This is a genomic window from Enterobacter sp. BIDMC 27 (assembly GCF_000534415.1).
GTDB classification, from domain to species: domain Bacteria; phylum Pseudomonadota; class Gammaproteobacteria; order Enterobacterales; family Enterobacteriaceae; genus Enterobacter; species Enterobacter hormaechei_C.
This window is the reverse complement of the sequence record NZ_KI973178.1, coordinates 2,141,293-2,163,094: the sequence shown is the minus strand read 5'-3', so window position 1 is coordinate 2,163,094 and position 21,802 is coordinate 2,141,293. Positions and strand designations below refer to the sequence as shown.

Below are 21,802 nucleotides of genomic sequence, written 5' to 3'. Positions count from 1 at the left end.
GAGCTGACATGAAAACCAAACTTAACGAACTGCTTGAATTCCCTACCCCTTTTACTTACAAAGTAATGGGTCTGGCGAAACCTGAGCTGGTTGATCAGGTGGTTGAAGTGGTACAGCGCCATGCGCCGGGTGACTACTCTCCATCAGTCAAACCGAGCAGCAAAGGTAACTACCACTCGGTCTCAATCACCATCACTGCGACACACATTGAGCAGGTTGAGACGCTGTACGAAGAGCTCGGCAATATCGAAATTGTTCGTATGGTGCTGTAGTCCCCCTGCGGTTACCCGGTTTGCCGGGTAACCCACTTCCCCGCTGTGATATACTCCCCGTTACCTATTCTCCCTTGTCTTCGGAGACGTCCTTTTGTACCAGGATAAAATTCTTGTCCGCCATCTTGGGCTACAGCCTTACGAGCCAGTCTCTCAGGCTATGCATGAATTTACCGATATGCGCGATGACACCACCCCTGATGAAATCTGGCTGGTTGAACACTTGCCGGTGTTTACTCAAGGCCAGGCAGGAAAAGCCGAACATTTATTGATGACGGGTGATATCCCGGTGATCCAGAGCGATCGCGGTGGACAGGTAACCTACCACGGCCCGGGCCAGCAGGTAATGTATGTCCTGCTTAACCTGAAACGCAGAAAGCTGGGCGTGCGTGAGCTCGTGACCTTACTGGAACAAACCGTGGTGAACACGCTCGCTGAGTACGGTATCGATGCTCACCCTCGCGCCGATGCCCCGGGCGTCTATGTTGGAGAGATGAAGATCTGTTCGCTGGGGCTGCGTATCCGTAAAGGCTGCTCGTTCCACGGGCTGGCGCTGAATATCAATATGGATCTGACCCCTTTCCAGCGCATCAACCCATGCGGGTATGCCGGTATGGAAATGACGCAAATGCGCCAGTGGGTCGATACCGCCACCCCTGAGAATATCCGCCCCGTGCTTCTGAAGAAGTTTTTAGCGCTGCTTAACAATCCTGACTACGAATATATTGCTGCTTAACACACTTCCGGCAGTGGTTCGGTTATTTGACCAGCCACTGCTTAATTGCCGCATTTACGCTTTACAATAAACCGCATATTCTATATTTTCGAGTCGCCCATATATTAGCGTCCCATATTAATTAGAACCTTAATAGTACCATCACCGGGTATCGTGTAACGTGCGTGATAATCACCCAACTGCTTGTTTTCGATAAACAAGGGAAACTTGCGAAACACTTTACGAATCTCTGCAAGCATAATAAATAAATTCAACTATCATTCATATTGTGAATGGATACGGAGTAAGAGCGTGGTGCCTACTAATTTACCAGCCAAACGCCTGAATGAAACCAGCGGCGAAGATAAGCCGCAAATTTTCCGGACTTTACGTAATATTGATCTCAATTTATTGACTATTTTTGAGGCGGTATATGTCCACAAAGGTATCGTTAATGCTGCGAAAATTCTTAATCTCACGCCCTCCGCTATTAGCCAGTCAATTCAAAAATTGCGCGCGATATTTCCCGATCCCTTATTTATTCGTAAAGGCCAGGGCGTAACCCCCACCGCGTACGCCACCCATCTGCATGAGTACATCAGCCAGGGTCTGGAATCGATTCTGGGCGCGCTGGATCTCACCGGCAGTTACGATAAGCAACGAACCATCACCATAGGCACCTCTCCCTCTGTGGGCGTTCTGGTCATGCCCGCTATTTACCAGGCTGTTAAACAGCATGCGCCACAGCTGCTGATCCGCAACGTGCCCGTTAACGATCCGGAAACTCAGCTGGCACAATTCCAGACGGACCTGATCATCGACAGCAACAGCTTCGCGGCCAGGGCATTAGGGCATAACGTTCTCTATACCGACTCTCTGGCGCTCGTGTGTCGTCAGAATCATCCTGCATTGGGCGCAGCTTTGACGCCTGAAAATTTGCGTCATTACGAACATGCAACCTTTATGTCCGAGGGACAGGGTCCGGATCCGCTGCGCCAGCGTATTGACGAACTGTTCCCGGACCGTCTGATCAGCTTCAGCAGTTACAATATGTTTACCCTTGCGGCCCTGATTGGCAGCAGCGATTTGCTCTGTATTATGCCTGTGCGTCTCTTCACTCTGCTTCAAAAGTGCTGGCCGCTGGAGAGCATTCCATTGAGTCAACTTACGACGGAATCTGTTGAAATCTCACTGCATTACAACAAGCTAAGCCTGCGCGATCCGGTGCTGGAAAACGTCATTAACGTGATCCGCCAGGCGTTCTGATCCCGCCTTTCAGCACAAGCCCCTGCCGCAAGCGGGGCAAAAGGCACAAAACAACAACTATTTTACAAATTGGCGACATGGCAGGCTGCTTTATCGCCCCTTTAAATGATATACTGCCTGTCGTTCGTTCAAAAATAGTTGATAATTACAACATTCCCTTGAATTGAAACGCTTTCCTTCGATATTCGCAACTGGAACACGCACGCTATGAGTAAACCCATTGTGATGGAACGCGGTGTTAAATACCGCGATGCCGATAAAATGGCCCTTATCCCGGTTAAAAACGTGGCTACAGAGCGCGAGGCGCTGTTAAGAAAACCGGAATGGATGAAAATCAAACTTCCGGCCGACTCTTCGCGTATCCAGGGGATCAAAGCGGCGATGCGCAAAAATGGCCTTCACTCTGTCTGTGAAGAGGCCTCCTGCCCTAACCTTGCTGAATGTTTCAATCACGGTACCGCGACATTTATGATTCTGGGTGCCATCTGCACCCGCCGCTGTCCGTTCTGTGACGTTGCCCATGGCCGTCCTGTTGCGCCTGACGCAAACGAACCGCAAAAACTGGCGCAGACGATTGCCGATATGGCGCTGCGTTATGTTGTTATCACCTCCGTTGACCGTGACGATCTGCGCGATGGCGGTGCTCAGCATTTTGCTGACTGTATTACCGCCATCCGCGAAAAAAGCCCGAACATTAAGATTGAGACGCTGGTGCCAGACTTCCGTGGCCGTATGGATCGCGCGCTCGATATCCTGACCGCGACGCCACCAGATGTGTTCAACCACAACCTGGAGAATGTACCGCGTATCTACCGTCAGGTACGTCCCGGTGCAGACTACAACTGGTCGCTGAAGCTGCTGGAGCGCTTTAAAGAAGCCCATCCGCATATTCCAACCAAGTCCGGCCTGATGGTCGGCCTGGGTGAAACCAACGCTGAGATCATTGAAGTGATGCGCGATCTGCGCCGCCACGGCGTCACCATGCTGACGCTGGGCCAGTACCTCCAGCCAAGCCGTCACCACCTGCCTGTACAGCGTTACGTGAGCCCGGATGAGTTCGATGAAATGAAAGCCGAAGCGATGGCGATGGGCTTTACCCATGCCGCGTGCGGTCCGTTTGTTCGCTCCTCTTATCACGCCGATATGCAGGCGAAGGGCGAAGAAGTGAAATAAAGCTGTAAAATTTATTTACAGTAAAACAAAAAACCGGCCTCGTGAGCCGGTTTTTTTATGCAAGCCTTGCAGCATTGCCATTACTCTTTGTGTGAAAGCTTCTGTGCAGTGATGTCATCTTCGGCGCTTTTCTTTGCTGCCGCGTCGTCATCGTTCATTGCTTTCTTAAAGCCCTTAATGGCAGCACCCAGGTCTCCACCCAGCGTGCGTAACTTCTTGGTACCGAACAGCAGGACGACCAGTGCGGCAACCACCAGCAGTTTGGTAATACTAATCTCACCCATAAATACCTTCTTTACATGAAACAGGCTGCATTCCGCCAAAAAACCTGAACGTATTAACGGTCATTTGGCGCGTGCACACAATAGCAATCTGTAACAAGGTGAATCAAGCATTGTTGAAAAAAACATCACATTAATTGCGGTGGCGCAAACCTGCGGTTGCGCAGAACAGGTAATTGCTGACGCGCAAGCGCTATTCGGGCGGAAATTATCTCCGTCAGCAATAACGCAGGCGTCTCCGCTGCTGCCGCAACCGTCACCCCCAGCGGATCGACAACCCTGCTCTGCCCGATATTTTTGTTACCACATTCACCCGCGGCTACCACGTAACAGGTGGTATCCAGCGCACGTGCTGCCAGCAGCGTCGCCCAGTGATGCTCCTTAAGCGGTCCTTTGACCCACGCGGCAGGCAGAACCAGCACCTCGGCCCCCTGCAATGCCAGGTTCAGCGCCAGCTCGGGAAAACGGATATCGTAGCAGGTCATCAGGCCAATCTTAAAACCCTCGACCTCAATCAGCGGCGGAATTACACTCCCCGGATCGACCAGGCGCGACTCCTGAACGCTGAACGCATCATACAGATGAAGTTTGGCGTAGCTCGCGACGATGGCACCCTCACGTATCGCCACCAGCGTGTTTACCGCGCGCCCCGGCGAGGACGGAATATGGACCGTCAAGATGGTGGTGAGCGTGTTGCCAACGCTTTCGGCCAGCAGTCGTTTCAGAAACGCCCCTTCCAGCGTTTGCGCAGACTTTACCGACAGGTCTGGATCGCCATCATCACGGGCCAGTAACGCCTCGGGAAGTACCAGCAACGACGCCCCCTTTTGCTTCGCCTGATGCATCAGGGAGACGCATTTTTCCGCGTTTTCATTCCAGTCCGGCGTCACCGCGAACTGCCCTACTGCAACATACATAATTGTCTCCCGGTTAAAAACAGCGTTACACTCGACGCACTTACACAGCAAATAGCAGGTATTGACAGTGTTACAACTACTTATAGCCGTTTTTATTGGTGGAGGCACGGGTAGCGTTGCGCGGTGGCTCTTAAGCATGCGGTTTAACCCTCTGCATCAGGCTATTCCGATGGGGACACTGGCGGCAAATCTGATCGGGGCGTTTATTATTGGGATGGGGCTGGCCTGGTTTAATCGCATGACCAACATCGACCCTATGTGGAAGGTTCTGATTACAACTGGTTTCTGCGGCGGCTTAACAACGTTTTCTACCTTCTCTGCGGAGGTGGTGTTTCTGTTTCAGGAAGGCCGGATGGGCTGGGCGCTGACGAACATTGCCGTTAACATGCTTGGCTCGTTTGCGATGACTGCGATCGCATTCTGGTTATTTTCCTCCGCCAGCGGACAGTAAGCACGGCAACCTTAATGTTGGCTTAATTTTTCTCTGTCACTCTTGGCTCAATATTGAACGAGGGTGATAGCATGAAAGAAACTCTGTCAGGCGTGGGTATGGTATTGCTAAGCGTCGCGATCGTCGCCAGCTTCCTGAAGATCTATCTTATTGGTTGATTCAGAACGAAAAAAACCCGCTCATTGAGCGGGTTTTGAAATTCTTGCTGACGCGTCTGAATTACAGAGCGATTACGTTAGCAGCAGAAGGGCCTTTGGCACCGTTAGTGATTTCGAACTCTACGCGCTGACCTTCAGCCAGAGTTTTGAAACCATTAGACTGGATTGCAGAGAAGTGTACGAACACGTCTTTGCTGCCATCTTCAGGAGTAATGAAACCGAATCCTTTGGACTCATTAAACCACTTAACGTTACCTTTAATCTTAGACATCAAAATTACCTTTACATTAAAAAACGACACAAATGCTGTGTCGGGTATCAGTACAACAATTGTGAGGCGTTTTGTCCAGCGGATCTTTGATAAAAAGTGACAAAAGTCGCGTTAATTTTCGCTGTTCGATTTTTATCCTTTACATTTCAATGCCTGTGCGTTTTTTGGCCGATTTAGCAGAAAAATTCAGTTAAAACTGAAACCGCATCCAGGCAAAGTAAACGTTACCGTTGTTATAGGTACCCGGTATGTAGGTCATCTGAAACGTTGCCGGACCATAGCCGATGGAGGCAAGCGGCAGCAGTACCGGAACAGGAATGTATTTCCAGTTATCACGCGCCGTGAACCCTGCCGTATAGCCCAGCCCCAGACGGAAGTTGTCGTCTGATAACGGACGCCAGGTTTTTTCCCAGCCGTAGCCACCAATAGGCTCCCATTTATTGTAGGAGTCCTTAAACGCCATCAGGTACAGGCCATGCCAGTTACCTTTTTCATCCCAGCGAGACTGACCGAAGCCGGCCCCCCACGGACGCTCGTTATAACGGTCAGTTTTTTCTTTATCGTAGGCAAAACGTGCATGCCACGTAATGGCCGGAATATAGAGATCGTAATGCTCAGGCTCATTCCATGTTTGCGCGACGTTATCCGTGAAGGTGGTGAACCAGCCTTTATCCGCTGTATTGCTGTCTGCATTAACCGCAGACGCAAACGATAACTGCCCAATAATAAACAATAAAATCAGGGGAAATTTAATTCGTACAATCACAATGCCATTACCATATTTAGTATTCGGTGCAGACCTTAACACAGAATACTTGAATGAACGCTTAACAGCATGGGTGTTATTCCTAATTACCATCCCGTTCCTGGGAATAATCTGAGGATACATAAACTGCATGCCTCAATAAGCACATGCAGTTGACATATTTAACGTTGATGTAACAATTTGTAGAGTGCGGGAATAACTAACATCGACAATAACGGTGCCGTTACCATGCCACCAATCATCGGCGCGGCAATACGTTGCATCACCTCCGAGCCACTCCCACTCCCCCACATGATGGGCAGCAGTCCTGCCATAATAGTGGCGACCGTCATCACCTTCGGACGCACGCGCAGCACGGCACCTTCGTGGATCGCCCGCATCAGCACCGTATTTCCCCCTTCTGGCTCCAGCCTGTGATATTTATCGAGCGCATGATTCAAATAAAGAACCATAATTACGCCGAATTCTGCCGCCACTCCGGAAAGGGCGATAAAGCCAACGGCCCCCGCCACTGACAAATTATATTCAAGCAGCCACAGTAACCACACGCCCCCAATAAGCGCGAACGGCAATGTCCCCATTATTATCAGGACATTTGATATCCGCCTGAAGGTTAACCATAAAAGGACGAATATAATCATCAGCGTGACAGGTAAAACTATTTTGAGCGTCGCGATCGCCCGTTCCAGATATTCAAACTGCCCGGACCAGGAGAGAGACACGCCCTGCGGCAATACCACCTTCTCCTCCACCCGTTTTTGCATTTCATCCACGGCGGACTTCAGATCGCGCCCGCGCAAGTCCACGTAGATCCAGCTGGAAAGGCGCGCGTTTTCACTTTTGAGCATCGGTGGGCCTTCCGTCACGACGATATCGGCCAATTCCCCCAGCGCCACCTGGTTACCGCTGGCGGTCACTACCGGCAACACCCGCAACGTGTCGACGTTATCACGCAAATCGCGGGGATAACGCAGGTTGATGGGATACCGCTCGCGTCCCTGGATCACCTCGCCAATGTTTTCACCCCCGACCAGCGTGGAGACCAGGCTTTGCAGTTCATCGACGGAAACGCCGTAGCGCGCGGCTTTTTGCCGGTCGATACGAATATCCACGTAGCGTCCGCCTTCCAGACGCTCCGCCAGCGCAGAGGAGACGCCAGGAACGTCCTTCACCACCTGCTCAATCTGCCGGGACACGCGCTCAATGTCGGCAATATTATTGCCGTTCACCTTAATGCCGACCGGGCTTTTGATCCCGGTTGCCAGCATGTCCAGGCGGTTACGGACAGGCGGCACCCACACATTGGCAATACCCGGCAGCGACACGGTTTTATCAAGCTCCTCCACCAGCTTTTGCGGCGTCATTCCTGGCCGCCACTGCTCGCGGGGCTTAAAGTGAATGGTTGTTTCCAGCATGGTTAATGGCGCGGGATCGGTTGCCGACTCCGCGCGACCGGCTTTGCCAAACACGCTCGCGACCTCCGGTACGCTTTTGATCAAGCGGTCCGTCTGCTGAAGCAGCCGCGATGCCTCGCGAGCAGAGATCCCCGGCAGCGTGGAGGGCATATAGAGTAAATCCCCTTCATCCAGCGGCGGCATAAATTCGCTTCCCAGGCGGCTCAGCGGCCAGAGCGTGGCGATCAGCAGCAGACATGCCAGTGCCAGCGTCATTTTCGGGAAGGTCAGTACCTTGTCCAGCAGCGGCTCATACAGGCGGAACAGGAGGCGGTTGATCGGGTTTGCCTTCTCATCCGGGATTTTCCCGCGAATGAAAAAGCCCATTAGCACCGGCACCAGGGTGATCCCAAGCCCGGCGGCCACGGCCATCGACCAGGTTTTGGTGAACGCCAGCGGCGAGAACATTCGCCCCTCCTGCGCTTCCAGCGAAAAAACCGGTATAAATGACAGCGTGATGATTAACAGGCTGCAAAACAGCGCTGGTCCCACTTCAACCGCCGCCTTTTCCGCCAGACGCCAGTATTCCCCCGGCGCGGGCTCCTTGCCCGGATTATCATGCCGCCACTGCTCCAGCACCTTGTGCATGTTTTCAATCATCACAATTGCCGCATCCACCATCGCCCCGATGGCAATGGCGATCCCGCCGAGCGACATCATATTCGCGTTAATGCCCTGATAGTGCATCACCACAAAAGCACCGAGGATCCCCAGCGGCAGAGAGACCATCGCCACCAGCGCGGAGCGCAGGTGGAACAGGAACAGCGCGCACACCAGTACCACCACGGCAAACTCTTCGAGCAGCTTGTGCGTCAGCGTTTTGACCGATTCCTCAATCAGCGTGGAACGATCGTAGACCGGAACAATCTCGACGCCCTGCGGCAGCGTTTTTTGCAGCTCGCTCAGTTTCGCTTTTACCGCACGAAGCGTTTCCAGCGCGTTCTGCCCGTAGCGCATCACGATCACGCCGCCAGCGACCTCCCCTTCACCGTTAAGCTCCGCCACGCCCCGGCGGATCTCCGGGCCAATGCCAATGGTGGCGACATCTTTCAGCAGGACAGGTACGCCATCGCGGGTGGCGATCACCACATTGCGAAAATCCTCCAGCGAGCGCAAATAGCCCGTTGTCCGCACCATATACTCCGCTTCGCCCATCTCCAGCAGGGCGCCGCCGCTCTCTTTATTGGCGGCCTGCACCGCGCCGGATAGCTGGCTGTGGGTAATATTCAGCGCGCGCATCTTCGCCGGGTCCGCCACGATCTGATACTGACGCACCATTCCGCCAATACTTGCCACTTCAGATACATTCGGTACCGTCTTAAGCTCGAACTTAAGCGTCCAGTCCTGAAGGGCCCGCAGATCTGCCAGGCTGTGTTTTCCACTACGGTCGATCAGCGCATATTCGTAGATCCAGCCCACGCCCGTCGCATCTGGCCCCAGCGACACCTTCACGCCTGGCGGAAACTGCGCCTGTACCTGGCTTAAATATTCCAGCACCCGGGATCGCGCCCAGTAGAGATCGGTGCCATCCTCAAACAGCACATACACATAAGCGTCACCAAACATTGAAAAACCACGCACGGTTTTAGCTCCCGGCACAGACAACATGGAGGTTGTCAGGGGCCAGGTCACCTGATCTTCAATCACCTGCGGCGCTTTTCCGGGGTAACTCGCTTTGATAATGACCTGCACATCAGACAGATCGGGCAACGCGTCCAGCGGCGCGCGCTGCACCGCCCACCAGCCCCAGCCGGCCATCATCAGCGCGGCCAGGATCACCAGCAGGCGGTTACGCAACGAGGCGCGAATCACAGCGGCAATCATGGCGTCACCTCCGGCATCACGCTACGCAGGCTGGCTTCGGAATCAATGAGGAATTGCCCGGACGTCACCACCTTATCGCCCTCTTTGACCCCGGACAGGATCGCCGTCCAGCCCTGCGCCGTCAGGCCGGTTGTCACCGTCACAGGCTGGAAATAACCGTCCCCGGTGGCCAGCAGCAGACGCGCAGACTCTCCGCTGTTAATCACCGCCTCTTCCGGCACCGCCAGAACCGGCGGGCCTTTCATCTCTTCCGCACGCCTGACGGAGAGGTACATGCCTGGCTTCAGCTTATGTGCGGTATTTTCCAGCACGATACGGGCTTTCAGGGTTCGCGTGGTCGCCTCCATCTGCGGCAGCAATTCGCTGACCGTGCCGTGGAATTGCTCCCCCGGCCAGCTTTCTGACGTTGCTACCACGTTGCTGCCCACTGCCAGAGACTGCGCCTGCGTTTGCGGGTAGTCGACCACCAGCCAGACAGGATCGAGGCTGGCGATCTCAAACAGCGGCGCCGTTGCGGTGATTTGCGCCCCTTCCCGCACGTCCAGCTTCACCACATAGCCCGCCCGGTCAGCGCGCAGGGTGAGCGTGGTCTGCGGCTTACCGCTACGCTCCAGCAAACGAATGACCTCTTCCGGCATAAACTGCAACGCCAGCCGCTCGCGTGCGGCGCGGGTCAATGCGGCATCGCCAAGCTGACGAACCGCGAGATACTCCTGCTGGGCGGTGGTCCATTGCGGGATCCACAGTTGCGCCAGCGCCTCTCCGGCTTTCACCTGCTGCTGTGGCGCATTAACAAACAATTTTGACACCACGCCATTGGCCGGGGCTGACACCACCGAGACGTTACGTTCATCCGTTGCAACCGTGGCAAAGGCCGAGAACGGCGAAACCAGCTGGCGCATCTCAACGTTGGCGGTTTTCATCCCCAGGTTTTGCTGCTGTTGAGTGCTGATGACCACGCCTGACGCCGCCTGTGCTTCATCGGCGTAGCGCGGGACCAGATCCATATCCATAAAGGGGGATTTACCCGGCTTATCGAAGCGCTGACCGGGCACCATAGGGTCGTACCAGTAAAGCACCTTACGTTCAGAGGGTTGTGCAGCCGCAGCCGGCTGATGCGTCTGCTTCTTTCCGACAAAATAGCCGCCAGCGGCAGCTATCGCGATGGCAATCGCCATTAACGTTGTTTTTTTCATTGCGCCAGCTCCTGCGGGATCAGCCAGTTCACGGCAGCCCAGGTTCGCGCCATTTCGCGCTCCGCCTGGTTCACCGCCAGTTCCGTATCCAGTACGCCACGACGCGCCTCCAGCAGGGCCGGAAGCGCCGACTGTCCAGAGCGATATTGCGCCGTCAGTACCGCCAGCCGTTGACGCTGCAACGGTAGTACCTCGTCCCGCTGTCGCTGCCACACCGTTTGCGCAGCCTGATACTGCGCCACCAGCGTTTGCACCTGGGCAATGTGTTCGCGTTTGAGCAGCGTCAGTTGATCCACCGCCTGCATTGAGCGGGAAACATCGGCGGCGTAATCCTTGTCCTGACGTTTTGACTGGAACAAAGGCAGATCCACGCTGAACATCACGCCAGCCATATCGTCATAGCCTTCGGCGCGGTGGGCGTAATAGACCTCCACATCCACATCGGGTATCGCCGCCACGGCAGATTGCGCTGAACGCGCTTTCGCGGTCTCGGCTTCACGTCGTGCGGCCTCCACTTCCGGGTGCCTGACGATCCCCTCCAGCAACGTTTTTTCATCGGCAGGAAGACGCTGATAGCGCGGCAGCGGACCGCGAACCGCCGTAATCGCGTGCCCCGTAAGCTCCAGCAGACGGCTTTGCGCCAGCTGCACATCCCGCTGCGCCAGCGTCTCTTTGTCGCGCATGGCGCTGAGGATCATTTGCAGGGCCAGTACGCTGTCCGGCGTGGCGCTTCCCGCCCCGACGCTCGCCTTCTGCACGCCCCGCTGGCGTTCCGTTTCGCGGACCAGCGTTCTGGCCGTGTTCAGCGCCTGCTGGGCCAGCGCCAGATCCAGCCAGGCCTGGGCGGTATCACGCTGAAGCGCGGCGCGGACGGCCTCGGATTTTGCCAGCACGCTTCGCGCCTGCGCCTGAAAGGTCTGCGCTTTACGTTCCCGCTTCTCTGAGCTGACGTAGCTTTGCATGATGCCAACCTTCTGCATGGTCATCCCTTCGCGCGTCAGCCGCCGATCGTTGCTGCCCTGTACCGGCACGTTTTCGATACCGAATTTCAGTTTTGGGTCAGGTAATTGCGTGGCGGAATCCGCCATCGCATCCAGCGCCTGCGCTTCGTTACGGCTGGCAGAGAGTTCTGCCGAGTAGCGCTGGGCTTCGGTCAGGGTGTGTTCGAGCGTCCACGGCTCCGCCTGCGCGGCGGAGGTTAACAGGCCGAACAACACCCCACCGAGCCACAGGCTCAGTGTGTGTTGTTTCATGGTGACCTCGCTTAGCGTGCTGGCGTCAGCGAGATAATCTGGAAACCGTCACCCGCACGCTCAAGCGTGAAGGTCACTTCATCCCCTGGTTTGGCGTCATTCAGCGTGGCGCCGGCAGATAAAGTAAACGGCATGGTCATTGCTGGCCATTTTAGTTCCGGTATGGCCTCGTGCCGGAGCATGACGGCGCTGTCAGAGATCGACTGAACCACGCCGTGGCCCTGCCAGGTCTGGTTTGCCTGAACGGTATAAGAAGCGAAAGAGACGGACGCGCCAACCAGCGCGGAAAGGAATATAGTACGCATGAAAAAACTCCTGTTAAACGTTAAGTAAATGAAAATCAACGAATTAACAGGTTTTTACTCCTGAAACCGGCAGTAGCGGATCGTTGCCGGCGGCCCCACAGCAGGAGGGGTAACGGACCACGCAGAATGGCTTGCAGACGAGCACTCTGGGGTCGTTAAGGTCAGGGTCATGGCGGCAGGCAGCGCCACCAGATGCGGCTGGGCAGGATCTTTTTGTACCTGATCCGGCACACAATGTTTTTCACACAGCGGTGAAGCACCGGCAGCATAATGCGGCCCCGGTTGCGCCATCATCTCCATATGCTGGATGGTGGCCACCTCGCCGCGCAAATCCATTGAACATTGATGGGAGGCGACGGCCACCTGACTCTGGATCAACAGCCAGCCAAACGCCAGCAAAAACATCAGCAGATGTTTTTTGATAAAGCGCAGGCGATATGTCCAGCTGGCGTGCATATTCAGATCGTCGGATAGGGTAAAAGTGAACCGAGTATAAGCAGGCAAAAGAATGAAAGAGAAGTGGTTTTAAAGAGATTTACGTTTTAAATCGATTGTCGGCAAGTAATACTCAAAACCTTAACACTTCACCATCATTTTAATGACATATAATATCTATTCATCAGGTCAATAACGTCTTAATATAAATGACGCAGGGTTAGCAAAAATATCGTCATCAGTGCCTTTAGTAGTCTCTTTCTTGATTTTAATCAGCAAGGACTGGACATTTATTCGGCACATTTCAGCTTCTTTTTTATTGATTATTTGTCTCTCGGGCAGCAAGGATACAGGGGAAATCATGCTTACTTTTCTCGAACTCCTCATTGGAGTCGTGGTCATTGTTGGTGTAGCACGCTACATCATTAAAGGTTACTCAGCCACCGGCGTGCTATTTGTCGGCGGCCTGACGCTGCTGATCATTAGCGCGCTAATGGGTCATCAGGTTTTACCCGCCAGCGAAGCCAGCACCGGATATACCGCTACCGATATTGTGGAATATATAAAAATTCTGCTGATGAGCCGCGGCGGCGATCTGGGCATGATGATCATGATGCTCTGCGGATTTGCTGCCTATATGACCCATATCGGCGCGAATGATATGGTGGTAAAGCTGGCTTCTAAGCCGCTGCAATATATTAATTCCCCCTATCTGCTGATGGTCGCGGCCTATTTCCTGGCCTGTCTGATGTCATTAGCCGTTTCCTCAGCAACGGGCCTTGGCGTGCTGTTAATGGCAACGTTGTTCCCGGTAATGGTTAACGTCGGGATCAGCCGTGGCGCAGCGGCGGCTATTTGCGCCTCTCCGGCGGCGATTATTCTCTCCCCTACTTCCGGTGACGTAGTGCTGGCCGCAAAAGCCGCGGAAATGTCGTTGATTGACTTCGCCTTCAAAACCACACTGCCGATCTCCATCACCGCTATTCTCGGCATGGGCGTGGCGCATTTCTTCTGGCAGCGCTATCTCGATAAGAAAGAGAACGTCAGCCACGAAATGATGGACGTCAGCGAAATCACCACTACCGCCCCGGCGTTTTATTCCATCCTGCCCTTCACGCCGATTATTGGCGTGCTTATTTTCGACGGCAAATGGGGCCCGCAGCTGCACATCATCACTATCCTGGTGATCTGTATGCTGCTGGCGGCCATCCTGGAATTCGTTCGTGGTTTTAACACCCAGAAAGTGTTCACGGGTCTGGAAGTTGCCTTCCGCGGTATGGCGGATGCCTTCGCGGGCGTGGTGATGCTGCTGGTTGCCGCGGGGGTGTTTGCCCAGGGGCTGAGCACCATCGGCTTTATTCAGAGCCTGATCTCTATCGCCACCTCGTTCGGCTCGGCCAGCATTATCCTGATGCTGGTGCTGGTGGTGCTGACCATGCTGGCGGCGATGACCACCGGCTCCGGTAACGCGCCGTTCTACGCCTTTGTTGAGATGATCCCTAAGCTGGCGCACTCCTCCGGCATCAACCCGGCTTACCTGTCCATTCCGATGCTTCAGGCCTCCAACCTGGGCCGTACCATTTCTCCGGTATCGGGCGTGGTGGTTGCGGTTGCGGGGATGGCGAAAATCTCTCCGTTTGAAGTGGTAAAACGCACGTCAGTGCCGGTGCTGGTTGGCCTGATTATCGTTATTATCGCCACCGAAGTGCTGGTTCCCGGCGCTGCCTAAGCGAAATTCCTGATTTCCAAAAAGCGCCTGCGGGCGCTTTTTGTGCTTTAATAACCCCCAGAAATTAATCGCGCCCAACCAATCAGGAAAGCAAATGTTCAGGAAGGATATCGTTATCCCGTCTGGCGCAGTAGCGCTTGCACTCTGTGTCTTCTCAATTCAGGCAGATCCGCTTAAGCCAACCCAGTACGGCGATTTCGATCGCTACGTTCTGGCCCTTTCCTGGCAAACCGGATTTTGCCAGAGCATGGTCGAACGTAACCGTGACGAACCGGAAGAGTGTCGCCTGCAAAAAGAGAGCAGCAACAAAATCGATTTTCTGACCGTCCACGGCTTATGGCCCGCGCTGCCGAAATCTATTGCCGCTCGCGGAGTGGATGAACGCCGCTGGATGCGCTTCGGCTGTGCCACTCGTCCGGTTCCGAATATGCCGGAAGCAAAAGCCAGCCGCAAATGTGACGCCGCAGAGACCGGACTATCGCTAACCGGCGCGGCGAAGCTGAACAGCGTGATGCCCGGCGCGGGCGGCAACTCCTGCCTTGAACGTTATGAATACGCGAAACACGGCGTCTGCTTTGGTTTTGATCCCGACGCTTACTTCGGCACCATGGTGCGCATGAACCAGGAAGTGAAGCACAGCGCGGCAGGAAAATTTCTGGCGGAAAATTATGGCAAAACCGTCCGCCGCAGCGACTTCGATGCAGCCGTGGCCAAAAGCTGGGGGAAACAGAGCGTAAAAGCGTTCAAGCTTACCTGCCACGGCAATCCGGCTTATCTGACCGAGATGCAGATCTCGCTGAACGCCAGCACCATCAACAACCCGCTCTCTGCCGGCTCCTTTGCGCCACAGCCGCATCCGGGCAACTGCGGCAAACAGTTTGTCATTGATAAAGCCGGTTACTGATGCTGCGCCGGGCACCTTTTTGCCCGGTTTTTCATTGATTTCCGTGATATGACGATTAACCTCACACTTCCGCTCACACGCATCATTTTTCCAGCTAAAGCATTATTAATCCGGTAAACATCACTGAAACCTCCCCGCCATAATCATGGCGTTAACTACAGGAGGAATTTCACATGGCTAAAAAACTGATTGCACTGTGCGCCTGCCCGATGGGCCTGGCACATACCTTCATGGCAGCCCAGGCGCTGGAAGACGCGGCGACGGAAGCCGGTTATGAGGTAAAAATTGAAACCCAGGGCGCGGACGGGATCCAGAATCGCCTGACCCCGCAGGATATTGCCGACGCTGACATTATTATCCACGCCATCGCGATCACCCCGGAAGACAATGAGCGCTTCGAAACGCGCGACGTGTATGAGATTACGCTTCAGGACGCTATTAAAAACGCGGCAGGCACCCTGAAAGAGATCGAAGAGATGATTGCAGCAGAACAATAATAATCCTCACACCCAGGGGTTTTCGTCATGGCTATTAAAAAACGCAGCGCGGTTCGCCCGGACAGTCACGAGGGTGACACACTTGCCATCAAATCCGCACCGGTTGCCGCCGGTGCGTCTTTCTGGAAAGAGCTTCCACAGCACATTATGTCGGGGATATCCCGCATGGTGCCAACGCTTATCATGGGCGGGGTTATCCTCGCCATTTCACAGCTCATCGCCTACGTCTGGCTGGAGATCCCGCCTGACACCGGTATTCTCGACGCGCTTAACTCTGGCAAATTCACCGGTTTCAATCTCTCGGTATTGAAATTTGCCTATCTGACCGAATCGTTCGGCGGGCTGCTGTTCAGCTTCGCCATCCCGATGTTTGCCGCCTTTGTCGCCAACTCTATCGGCGGAAAGCTGGCCTTTCCGGCCGGGTTTATCGGTGGCCTTGTCGCCACGCAGCCGACGCTGGTGCTGAACTTTGATGCGGAAAAACTGACCTGGCTTGCCACCAAACCCGTGCCCTCCACGTTTATTGGCGCGCTGATTATCGCCATAGCCGCAGGCTATCTGGTCAAATGGCTGAATAGCCGTATTAACGTACCGCAGTATCTGCTGGCCTTTAAAAGCACCTTTCTGATCCCAATCCTCTCGGCGCTGTTTGTGATGCTGGCGATGTATTACATCATCACGCCGATTGGCGGCTGGCTGAATGCAGGTATGCGGACCGTACTGCTGGCGGCGGGTCAGGCGGGCTCCATGATGTATGCCATCGGGATGGCGGCGGCCACGGCGATTGATCTTGGCGGCCCCATTAACAAAGCGGCGGGATTTGTTGGCCTGGGGCTGACAACCGATCATGTCCTGCCCATCACCTCCCGCGCCGTGGCGATTGTTATTCCGCCCATTGGTCTGGGGCTGGCCACGCTGATTGACCATCGTCTGACCGGCAAACGCCTGTTTAGTCCGCAGCTTTATCCGCAAGGCAAAACGGCCATGTTCCTCGCCTTTATGGGCATCAGTGAAGGGGCCATCCCGTTCCTGCTGGAAAATCCGCTTGCGACGCTGCCGGCGTATATGGCGGGTGCGATCGCGGGTGCGATGACCGCCACCGCGCTCGGTGCCGTGCAGTGGTTCCCTGAATCGGCGATCTGGGCGTGGCCGCTGGTCACCAATCTGGGGGCGTACATGCTCAGTATTGTGGTCGGGGCGGCGATCACCGCGCTGTTGGTCGTGATTATTCGTAACAGTCTGCACAAGCGCGGAAAACTCGCTATCGACACGCTGTAACGGGGTGAACCATGGAATTACTGAGAAGGCTTCGTGCCTGGCTGGCTGCGGAAAAACTGGACGGCGTGCTCATCTCTTCGCGCCAGAATAAACAGCCGCACCTGGGCATTTCAACCGGTTCGGGATATGTGCTGGTGTCACAAACCGCGGCACATATCCTGGTGGATTTCCGTTACTACAGCGATATCGCTTCACGAGCGGCGGGCTATGAAATGCACCTGCTTAACACGGAGAACCCGTTTGCGCAGGCGGTGAATCAGATTATTGCGAAGGAAGATCTTACCCGTCTTGGCTTTGAGGGTGAATACGTGAGCTGGCAAACAGGCGTGCTGTGGCGCGATACGCTGAATACCACCCTTTGCAGCACCTCGCTAGACGCGCTGCGGCAGATAAAAACCGCTGACGAAATCGACCGTATCCGTGCAGCATGCGGCATTGCCGACCGCGCCGCACGACACATCCGGCGTTTCATTCAGCCCGGTATGCGCGAGCGTGAAGTCGCTGCCGAGCTGGAGTGGTTTATGAAGCAGGAGGGTGCGGACAAGCCCTCTTTCGACACCATTGTCGCCAGCGGGCCGCGCGGTGCGCTGCCCCACGGCAAAGCCTCTGACAAAGTGATTATGCCTGGCGAGATGATCACCCTTGATTTCGGCGCCCAACACCAGGGGTATTGCTCGGATATGACAAGGACCTTTCTTGTCGCCGGGCAAAACACGCCGCCGGAGGAGCACCCTCTCTATGCGGTGTACCAGATCGTTCTGGCGGCACAACAGGCGGCCATTGATGCCATCCGCCCCGGCGTTTCCTGTCATCAGATCGATAGCGCCGCACGTTCCGTGATTGAACGTGCAGGTTACGGCCCGCAGTTCGGGCATAACACCGGTCATGCCATTGGTATTGATGTCCATGAAAATCCACGTTTTTCCCCTACCGACCGCACCCCGTTGCAGCCCGGCATGGTGCTGACCGTTGAACCGGGGATCTACCTTGAACACCAGGGCGGGGTACGAATTGAAGATGTGGTGCTGGTGACGGAAACGGGCGCCGAGGTGCTTTATACCCTCGACAAACGGCTATTGCTGACGGGAGAACAAGAGTGGACAGAGATTTACTGCGCGCCCTGAGCGAAGCAGACGCCATTGCGGCCTCAGAGCAAGAGGTGCGCGACATCCTGCTCAGTGAGGCGCAAAAATACCATAAAGAGGTTCAGTTTGATGGGCTGGGTTCCGTGCTTATCCGCGTCAACCAGAGCCGGGGCCCGAAGGTGATGGTCTGCGCCCATATGGATGAAGTCGGTTTTATGGTGCGTAGCGTCTCGCGCGAAGGGGCCATTGATGTCCTGCCCATCGGCAACGTGCGCATGATGGCCCGTACCCTTCAGCCGGTGCGCATCACCACGCGTAACGGGGAAAAAATACCGGGCCTGCTGGATGGAGATCTGAAAGGAGAAAACGTTGACAATTTGCGTGTCGACATTGGCGCGACGTCGGCGGAGGAGGTGTTCGCCGCCGGTATCGACGCAGGCGACCGCGTGACGTTCGATACACCCTTTCAGACCCTTCCCCACAATCGGGTGATGGGTAAAGCCTTCGACGATCGTCTCGGCTGTTACCTGCTGATTGCGCTGCTGCACGAGCTGCACCAGACGCCGCTCGACTGCGAGCTTTGGCTGGTGGCCAGCTCAAGTGAAGAGGTCGGCCTGCGCGGCGGCCAGACCGCCACGCGCGCCATTCATCCTGATATCGCGCTGGTGCTGGATACCGCCTGCTGGTCAAAAAATTTCGATTATGGCAGCGCCAACCATCGCCAGATCGGTGCGGGCCCGATGCTGGTGCTGTACGACAAAACGCTCATCGCCCCAGCCAAACTGATTGCGCTGGCTGAGACGATCGCGCGCTCGCAAGGGATCCCGCTGCAAAAAGACATGTTCAGCAACGGCGGAACGGACGGCGGGGCGATCCATCTCTCCGGCACTGGCGTGCCGACTCTTGTGCTTGGTCCCCCGACCCGACACGGGCACTGCGCGGCATCCATTGCCGACGAAAAAGACATTCATCACACCCAACAACTGCTTGTCGCGCTTGTGGCATGCATGAACCGTGAGACCGTGGATCATCTGACGGACTTCAGATGCTGACCTCACGCGGTCAGGAGGAAGTATGCTTTCAATTGAATTTTTCTGCCCACTGCCCAACGGCCTGCATGCGCGTCCGGCCTGGGCGTTAAAAGAGCAGTGCAGCGCATGGCGCAGCGACATCCGTTTTATCAACAGACGGCTTAACACTCACGCGGATGCCAAAAGCTCGCTGGCGCTGATCAGTACCGGTACGCTGTTTAATGACAGCTGCGTGCTGGAAATTAACGGCAGCGACGAGGAGCAGGCCCGACGCGTGCTGGAGGCGTATCTCACCGGCGCGTTTATCGACAGCGACAGTATTCCCTCCGGCGACGCGCCGCACGTTGCGCATCCCCTGCCCCGTTCGCTTGTAAGGCTTGCTCCCCACCTTCAGCACGGCATTACGCTCGCCAGTGGCATCGGGGCTGGCACTCTGCGAGGCTGGCAGAGCGATAACCTCAAACGTTATTGTCAGATCCCCGCCTCGCCGGAAGATATTACCCGCCTGGAACACAGCCTGGCGACGCTGGCTGAACAGCTCAACCACCGCCTGCGCGGGCTGGACGGCGAGAGTAAAACCATTCTCAGCGCGCATCTTTCGCTGATCCAGGATGAGGAGTTTGGCGGCACCATACGCCGACTGATCGCCGAGGAGCGGCTAAGCCTTGCGGAGGCGATCATTCGTAACATGGAGCTGATCTGCGACAAGCTGTCGCTCTCCGCCAGCGACTACCTGCGTGAACGCGTCAGCGATATTCGCGACATCAGCGAGCAGCTTCTTAACATTACCTGGCCGGAGTTGCAGCAAACCTCCGCATTCACCCTCAGCGCTCCCACTATTCTGGTGGCGGAAGATCTGACGCCCAGCCAGTTTCTCAGCCTCGACACGCAGTACCTGAAAGGCATGGTGCTTGAAAAAACAGGCCGGACGTCGCATACGCTGATCCTGGCACGCGCGGCCTCCGTGCCTGTGCTGAGTGGTTTAACGGTCGCCTCGCTGGCACCGTTGATGGGAAAAGAGGTCATTCTGGACGGCATCTGTAGCGTGCTGGTCGTTGAACCCAACGACGCGGTGAATGATTACTACAGCGTGGCGCAGCGCCTTGCCAACCGACGCCACCAGCAGCAGATCAAAGATGCGGGTCTTCCAGCACTCACCCGCGACAACGTACCGGTAGAGATTGCCGCCAACATCGGCAGCGCGCTGGAAGCGCCCGGGGCGTTTACCTGCGGCGCGCAGGGTATCGGGCTGTTTCGCACTGAAATGCTGTATATGGACAGAGACTCCGCGCCGGACGAGCAGGAGCAATTCGAAGCCTATCAGCAGGTGCTGCTCTCCGCGCAGGGCAAGCCGGTCATCTTTCGCACAATGGACATCGGCGGCGATAAGCAGATCCCTTACCTGAACATACCCCAGGAAGAAAACCCGTTCCTCGGCTATCGTGCCGTTCGTATTTATCCCGAATTTGCCGATCTCTTCCGCACCCAACTGCGCGCGATCTTACGCGCAGGTGCCAGCGGCAATGCGCTGTTGATGATCCCGATGGTGCACAGTCTCGATCAGATTTTATGGATCAAACAGGAGCTGCAAAACGTTCGTGACGCCCTGGCCTCACAGGGGTTACGTCACACCGCGCACCTGCCGCTGGGGATCATGGTTGAAGTGCCTTCAGTCTGCTTTATCATCGATCACTTCTGCGAAGAGGTGGATTTCTTCAGTATCGGCTCGAACGATATGACTCAGTATCTCTACGCTGTCGATCGCAACAACCCGCGCGTTTCGGCGCTGTATAACCCCATCACACCGTCTTTTTTACGCATGGTTCGCCAGATTGTCGCCGCAGCGCATCGTCACGGGAAATGGGTCGGCATTTGCGGGGAACTTGGCGGAGAGCAGCGCTACCTCCCTCTTCTGCTTGGTCTGGGCTTAGATGAGTTCAGCATGAGCGGGCCGCGCATCCCTGCGGTAAAAACCCAGCTGCGTCAGCTGGACATGGCAACCTGCCGGGCGCTGGCGGAAAAGGCCTGCGACAGCCGCAGCGCAGAGGAGATTGAAGCCCTGCTGGTGGATTTCACACCGGAAGCGCCGCCGCGTCCATTGCTGGCGCTGGAGACTATCGTGGTCAATGAGCCGCTGACCTCAAAAGAGCAGGTGTTTCAGTTCTTATGCGGAAATCTTGCGATTCATGGCAGGACCGAAAACCCGCTGGAGCTTGAAGAAGATCTCTGGCAACGCGAAGAGATTGTCACCACCGCCGTCGGGTTTGGCGTGGCGATCCCTCACACCAAATCGCAATGGATACGCCACTCCAGCATCAGCATTGCCCGCCTGGACAAGGCGATTGACTGGGAGTCGGATTTGGGCGACGTCGAGCTGGTGATCATGCTGACGCTCGGCGCTCAGGAAGGGATTAATCACGTGAAGGTCTTTTCCCAGCTGGCGCGAAAGCTGGTCAATAAAACGTTTCGCGAGTCGCTGTTTGCAGCAACGACGCCGCAAAGTATCCTGGATCTGCTGAACGCTGAAATCACGTTCTGACT

The 21,802-nt window shown here is 55.5% G+C and carries 21 protein-coding genes; 12 read left to right on the top strand and 9 right to left on the bottom strand.

Annotated features, from left to right (window positions below; translation table 11 throughout):
- Window positions 1-8 precede the first annotated feature (8 nt).
- From ybeD to lipA, 4 genes are all read left to right on the top strand, one after another.
- Window positions 9-272: a DUF493 family protein YbeD gene (gene ybeD, locus L463_RS12405; RefSeq protein ID WP_003858718.1), complete on the top strand. Its 264-nt coding sequence runs from the start codon at window positions 9-11 to the stop codon at window positions 270-272.
- 94 nt (window positions 273-366) lie between these two features.
- Window positions 367-1,008 carry a lipoyl(octanoyl) transferase LipB gene (gene lipB / locus L463_RS12410; protein WP_017694313.1) on the top strand — a complete coding sequence of 214 codons (642 nt, stop codon included), beginning with the start codon at window positions 367-369 and terminating at the stop codon, window positions 1,006-1,008.
- Window positions 1,009-1,299: 291 nt separating this feature from the next.
- Window positions 1,300-2,253: a YbeF family transcriptional regulator gene (locus L463_RS12415; RefSeq protein ID WP_048248380.1), complete on the top strand. Its 954-nt coding sequence runs from the start codon at window positions 1,300-1,302 to the stop codon at window positions 2,251-2,253.
- Between the two features lie 207 nt (window positions 2,254-2,460).
- Window positions 2,461-3,426: a lipoyl synthase gene (gene lipA / locus L463_RS12420; protein WP_006809637.1), complete on the top strand. Its 966-nt coding sequence runs from the start codon at window positions 2,461-2,463 to the stop codon at window positions 3,424-3,426.
- A gap of 80 nt (window positions 3,427-3,506) precedes the next feature.
- On the opposite strand, the gene tatE is transcribed toward lipA, so the two are convergent.
- Both tatE and L463_RS12430 read right to left on the bottom strand, forming a co-directional pair.
- The gene (tatE, locus tag L463_RS12425; RefSeq protein WP_003858723.1) at window positions 3,507-3,710 is read right to left on the bottom strand and encodes a twin-arginine translocase subunit TatE; all 204 of its coding nucleotides are present in this window, start codon (window positions 3,708-3,710) and stop codon (window positions 3,507-3,509) included.
- Between the two features lie 125 nt (window positions 3,711-3,835).
- A complete protein-coding gene (locus L463_RS12430; protein WP_032103123.1) occupies window positions 3,836-4,624 on the bottom strand; it encodes a deaminated glutathione amidase in 789 nt (262 codons plus the stop codon).
- A 67-nt stretch (window positions 4,625-4,691) separates the two neighbouring features.
- Here L463_RS12430 and crcB point away from each other — a divergent pair, with 67 nt between their 5' ends.
- Window positions 4,692-5,075 (top strand): fluoride efflux transporter CrcB, encoded by a 384-nt coding sequence (crcB, locus tag L463_RS0122690; protein ID WP_032103121.1) that lies wholly within the window; start codon window positions 4,692-4,694, stop codon window positions 5,073-5,075.
- A 219-nt stretch (window positions 5,076-5,294) separates the two neighbouring features.
- On the opposite strand, the gene cspE is transcribed toward crcB, so the two are convergent.
- From cspE to L463_RS12465, 7 genes are all read right to left on the bottom strand, one after another.
- Window positions 5,295-5,504 carry a transcription antiterminator/RNA stability regulator CspE gene (gene cspE, locus L463_RS12435; RefSeq protein WP_002439184.1) on the bottom strand — a complete coding sequence of 70 codons (210 nt, stop codon included), beginning with the start codon at window positions 5,502-5,504 and terminating at the stop codon, window positions 5,295-5,297.
- Between the two features lie 190 nt (window positions 5,505-5,694).
- A complete protein-coding gene (pagP, locus tag L463_RS12440) occupies window positions 5,695-6,270 on the bottom strand; it encodes a lipid IV(A) palmitoyltransferase PagP (RefSeq protein WP_017382475.1) in 576 nt (191 codons plus the stop codon).
- Between the two features lie 161 nt (window positions 6,271-6,431).
- Window positions 6,432-9,548 carry an efflux RND transporter permease subunit gene (locus L463_RS12445; RefSeq protein WP_032673164.1) on the bottom strand — a complete coding sequence of 1,039 codons (3,117 nt, stop codon included), beginning with the start codon at window positions 9,546-9,548 and terminating at the stop codon, window positions 6,432-6,434.
- Window positions 9,545-10,744 carry an efflux RND transporter periplasmic adaptor subunit gene (locus tag L463_RS12450; protein WP_032103118.1) on the bottom strand — a complete coding sequence of 400 codons (1,200 nt, stop codon included), beginning with the start codon at window positions 10,742-10,744 and terminating at the stop codon, window positions 9,545-9,547. The genes L463_RS12445 and L463_RS12450 overlap by 4 nt, the downstream gene beginning before the upstream one ends.
- Window positions 10,741-11,997, bottom strand: a complete 1,257-nt coding sequence (locus tag L463_RS12455; protein WP_032103116.1) for a TolC family protein — start codon at window positions 11,995-11,997, stop codon at window positions 10,741-10,743. Before L463_RS12455 ends, L463_RS12450 begins: the two co-directional genes overlap by 4 nt.
- An 11-nt stretch (window positions 11,998-12,008) precedes the next feature.
- Window positions 12,009-12,302 (bottom strand): copper-binding protein, encoded by a 294-nt coding sequence (locus L463_RS12460; protein WP_017694319.1) that lies wholly within the window; start codon window positions 12,300-12,302, stop codon window positions 12,009-12,011.
- 54 nt (window positions 12,303-12,356) lie between these two features.
- The gene (locus tag L463_RS12465) at window positions 12,357-12,758 is read right to left on the bottom strand and encodes a hypothetical protein (protein ID WP_032103115.1); all 402 of its coding nucleotides are present in this window, start codon (window positions 12,756-12,758) and stop codon (window positions 12,357-12,359) included.
- Between the two features lie 340 nt (window positions 12,759-13,098).
- On the opposite strand from L463_RS12465, the gene dcuC reads away from it, so the two are divergent.
- The 7 genes from dcuC to ptsP all read left to right on the top strand — a co-directional run bounded on the left by dcuC (window position 13,099) and on the right by ptsP (window position 21,800).
- Complete coding sequence (gene dcuC, locus L463_RS12470; RefSeq protein WP_017382481.1) at window positions 13,099-14,466, top strand: anaerobic C4-dicarboxylate transporter DcuC; 1,368 nt, start codon at window positions 13,099-13,101, stop codon at window positions 14,464-14,466.
- Window positions 14,467-14,560: 94 nt separating this feature from the next.
- Entirely contained in the window at window positions 14,561-15,370 is an 810-nt protein-coding gene (gene rna / locus L463_RS12475; protein ID WP_032103114.1) for a ribonuclease I, read from the top strand.
- 173 nt (window positions 15,371-15,543) lie between these two features.
- Entirely contained in the window at window positions 15,544-15,867 is a 324-nt protein-coding gene (locus tag L463_RS12480) for a PTS fructose transporter subunit IIB (protein WP_017382483.1), read from the top strand.
- A 27-nt stretch (window positions 15,868-15,894) separates the two neighbouring features.
- A complete protein-coding gene (locus L463_RS12485) occupies window positions 15,895-17,145 on the top strand; it encodes a PTS fructose transporter subunit IIC (RefSeq protein WP_015571150.1) in 1,251 nt (416 codons plus the stop codon).
- Between the two features lie 11 nt (window positions 17,146-17,156).
- Window positions 17,157-18,269: an aminopeptidase gene (gene ypdF, locus L463_RS12490; RefSeq protein ID WP_032673163.1), complete on the top strand. Its 1,113-nt coding sequence runs from the start codon at window positions 17,157-17,159 to the stop codon at window positions 18,267-18,269.
- Window positions 18,242-19,282, top strand: a complete 1,041-nt coding sequence (gene ypdE / locus L463_RS12495) for an aminopeptidase (protein WP_032103110.1) — start codon at window positions 18,242-18,244, stop codon at window positions 19,280-19,282. Before ypdF ends, ypdE begins: the two co-directional genes overlap by 28 nt.
- Before the next feature lie 22 nt (window positions 19,283-19,304).
- On the top strand, window positions 19,305-21,800 hold the full coding sequence (ptsP, locus tag L463_RS12500; protein ID WP_032103108.1) for a phosphoenolpyruvate--protein phosphotransferase: 2,496 nt from the start codon (window positions 19,305-19,307) through the stop codon (window positions 21,798-21,800).
- Window positions 21,801-21,802 lie beyond the last annotated feature (2 nt).

Bases quoted from the DNA above. Each gene is read 5' to 3' on its own strand.
- L463_RS12455 (WP_032103116.1), bottom strand. From the start codon at position 11,997: ATGAAACAACACACACTGAGCCTGTGGCTCGGTGGGGTGTTGTTCGGC.
- ptsP (WP_032103108.1), top strand. From the start codon at position 19,305: ATGCTTTCAATTGAATTTTTCTGCCCACTGCCCAACGGCCTGCATGCG.
- L463_RS12460 (WP_017694319.1), bottom strand. From the start codon at position 12,302: ATGCGTACTATATTCCTTTCCGCGCTGGTTGGCGCGTCCGTCTCTTTC.
- tatE (WP_003858723.1), bottom strand. From the start codon at position 3,710: ATGGGTGAGATTAGTATTACCAAACTGCTGGTGGTTGCCGCACTGGTC.
- L463_RS12465 (WP_032103115.1), bottom strand. From the start codon at position 12,758: ATGCACGCCAGCTGGACATATCGCCTGCGCTTTATCAAAAAACATCTG.
- ybeD (WP_003858718.1), top strand. From the start codon at position 9: ATGAAAACCAAACTTAACGAACTGCTTGAATTCCCTACCCCTTTTACT.
- dcuC (WP_017382481.1), top strand. From the start codon at position 13,099: ATGCTTACTTTTCTCGAACTCCTCATTGGAGTCGTGGTCATTGTTGGT.
- rna (WP_032103114.1), top strand. From the start codon at position 14,561: ATGTTCAGGAAGGATATCGTTATCCCGTCTGGCGCAGTAGCGCTTGCA.
- L463_RS12480 (WP_017382483.1), top strand. From the start codon at position 15,544: ATGGCTAAAAAACTGATTGCACTGTGCGCCTGCCCGATGGGCCTGGCA.
- L463_RS12485 (WP_015571150.1), top strand. From the start codon at position 15,895: ATGGCTATTAAAAAACGCAGCGCGGTTCGCCCGGACAGTCACGAGGGT.
- L463_RS12445 (WP_032673164.1), bottom strand. From the start codon at position 9,548: ATGATTGCCGCTGTGATTCGCGCCTCGTTGCGTAACCGCCTGCTGGTG.
- L463_RS12430 (WP_032103123.1), bottom strand. From the start codon at position 4,624: ATGTATGTTGCAGTAGGGCAGTTCGCGGTGACGCCGGACTGGAATGAA.
- ypdF (WP_032673163.1), top strand. From the start codon at position 17,157: ATGGAATTACTGAGAAGGCTTCGTGCCTGGCTGGCTGCGGAAAAACTG.
- cspE (WP_002439184.1), bottom strand. From the start codon at position 5,504: ATGTCTAAGATTAAAGGTAACGTTAAGTGGTTTAATGAGTCCAAAGGA.
- L463_RS12450 (WP_032103118.1), bottom strand. From the start codon at position 10,744: ATGAAAAAAACAACGTTAATGGCGATTGCCATCGCGATAGCTGCCGCT.
- lipA (WP_006809637.1), top strand. From the start codon at position 2,461: ATGAGTAAACCCATTGTGATGGAACGCGGTGTTAAATACCGCGATGCC.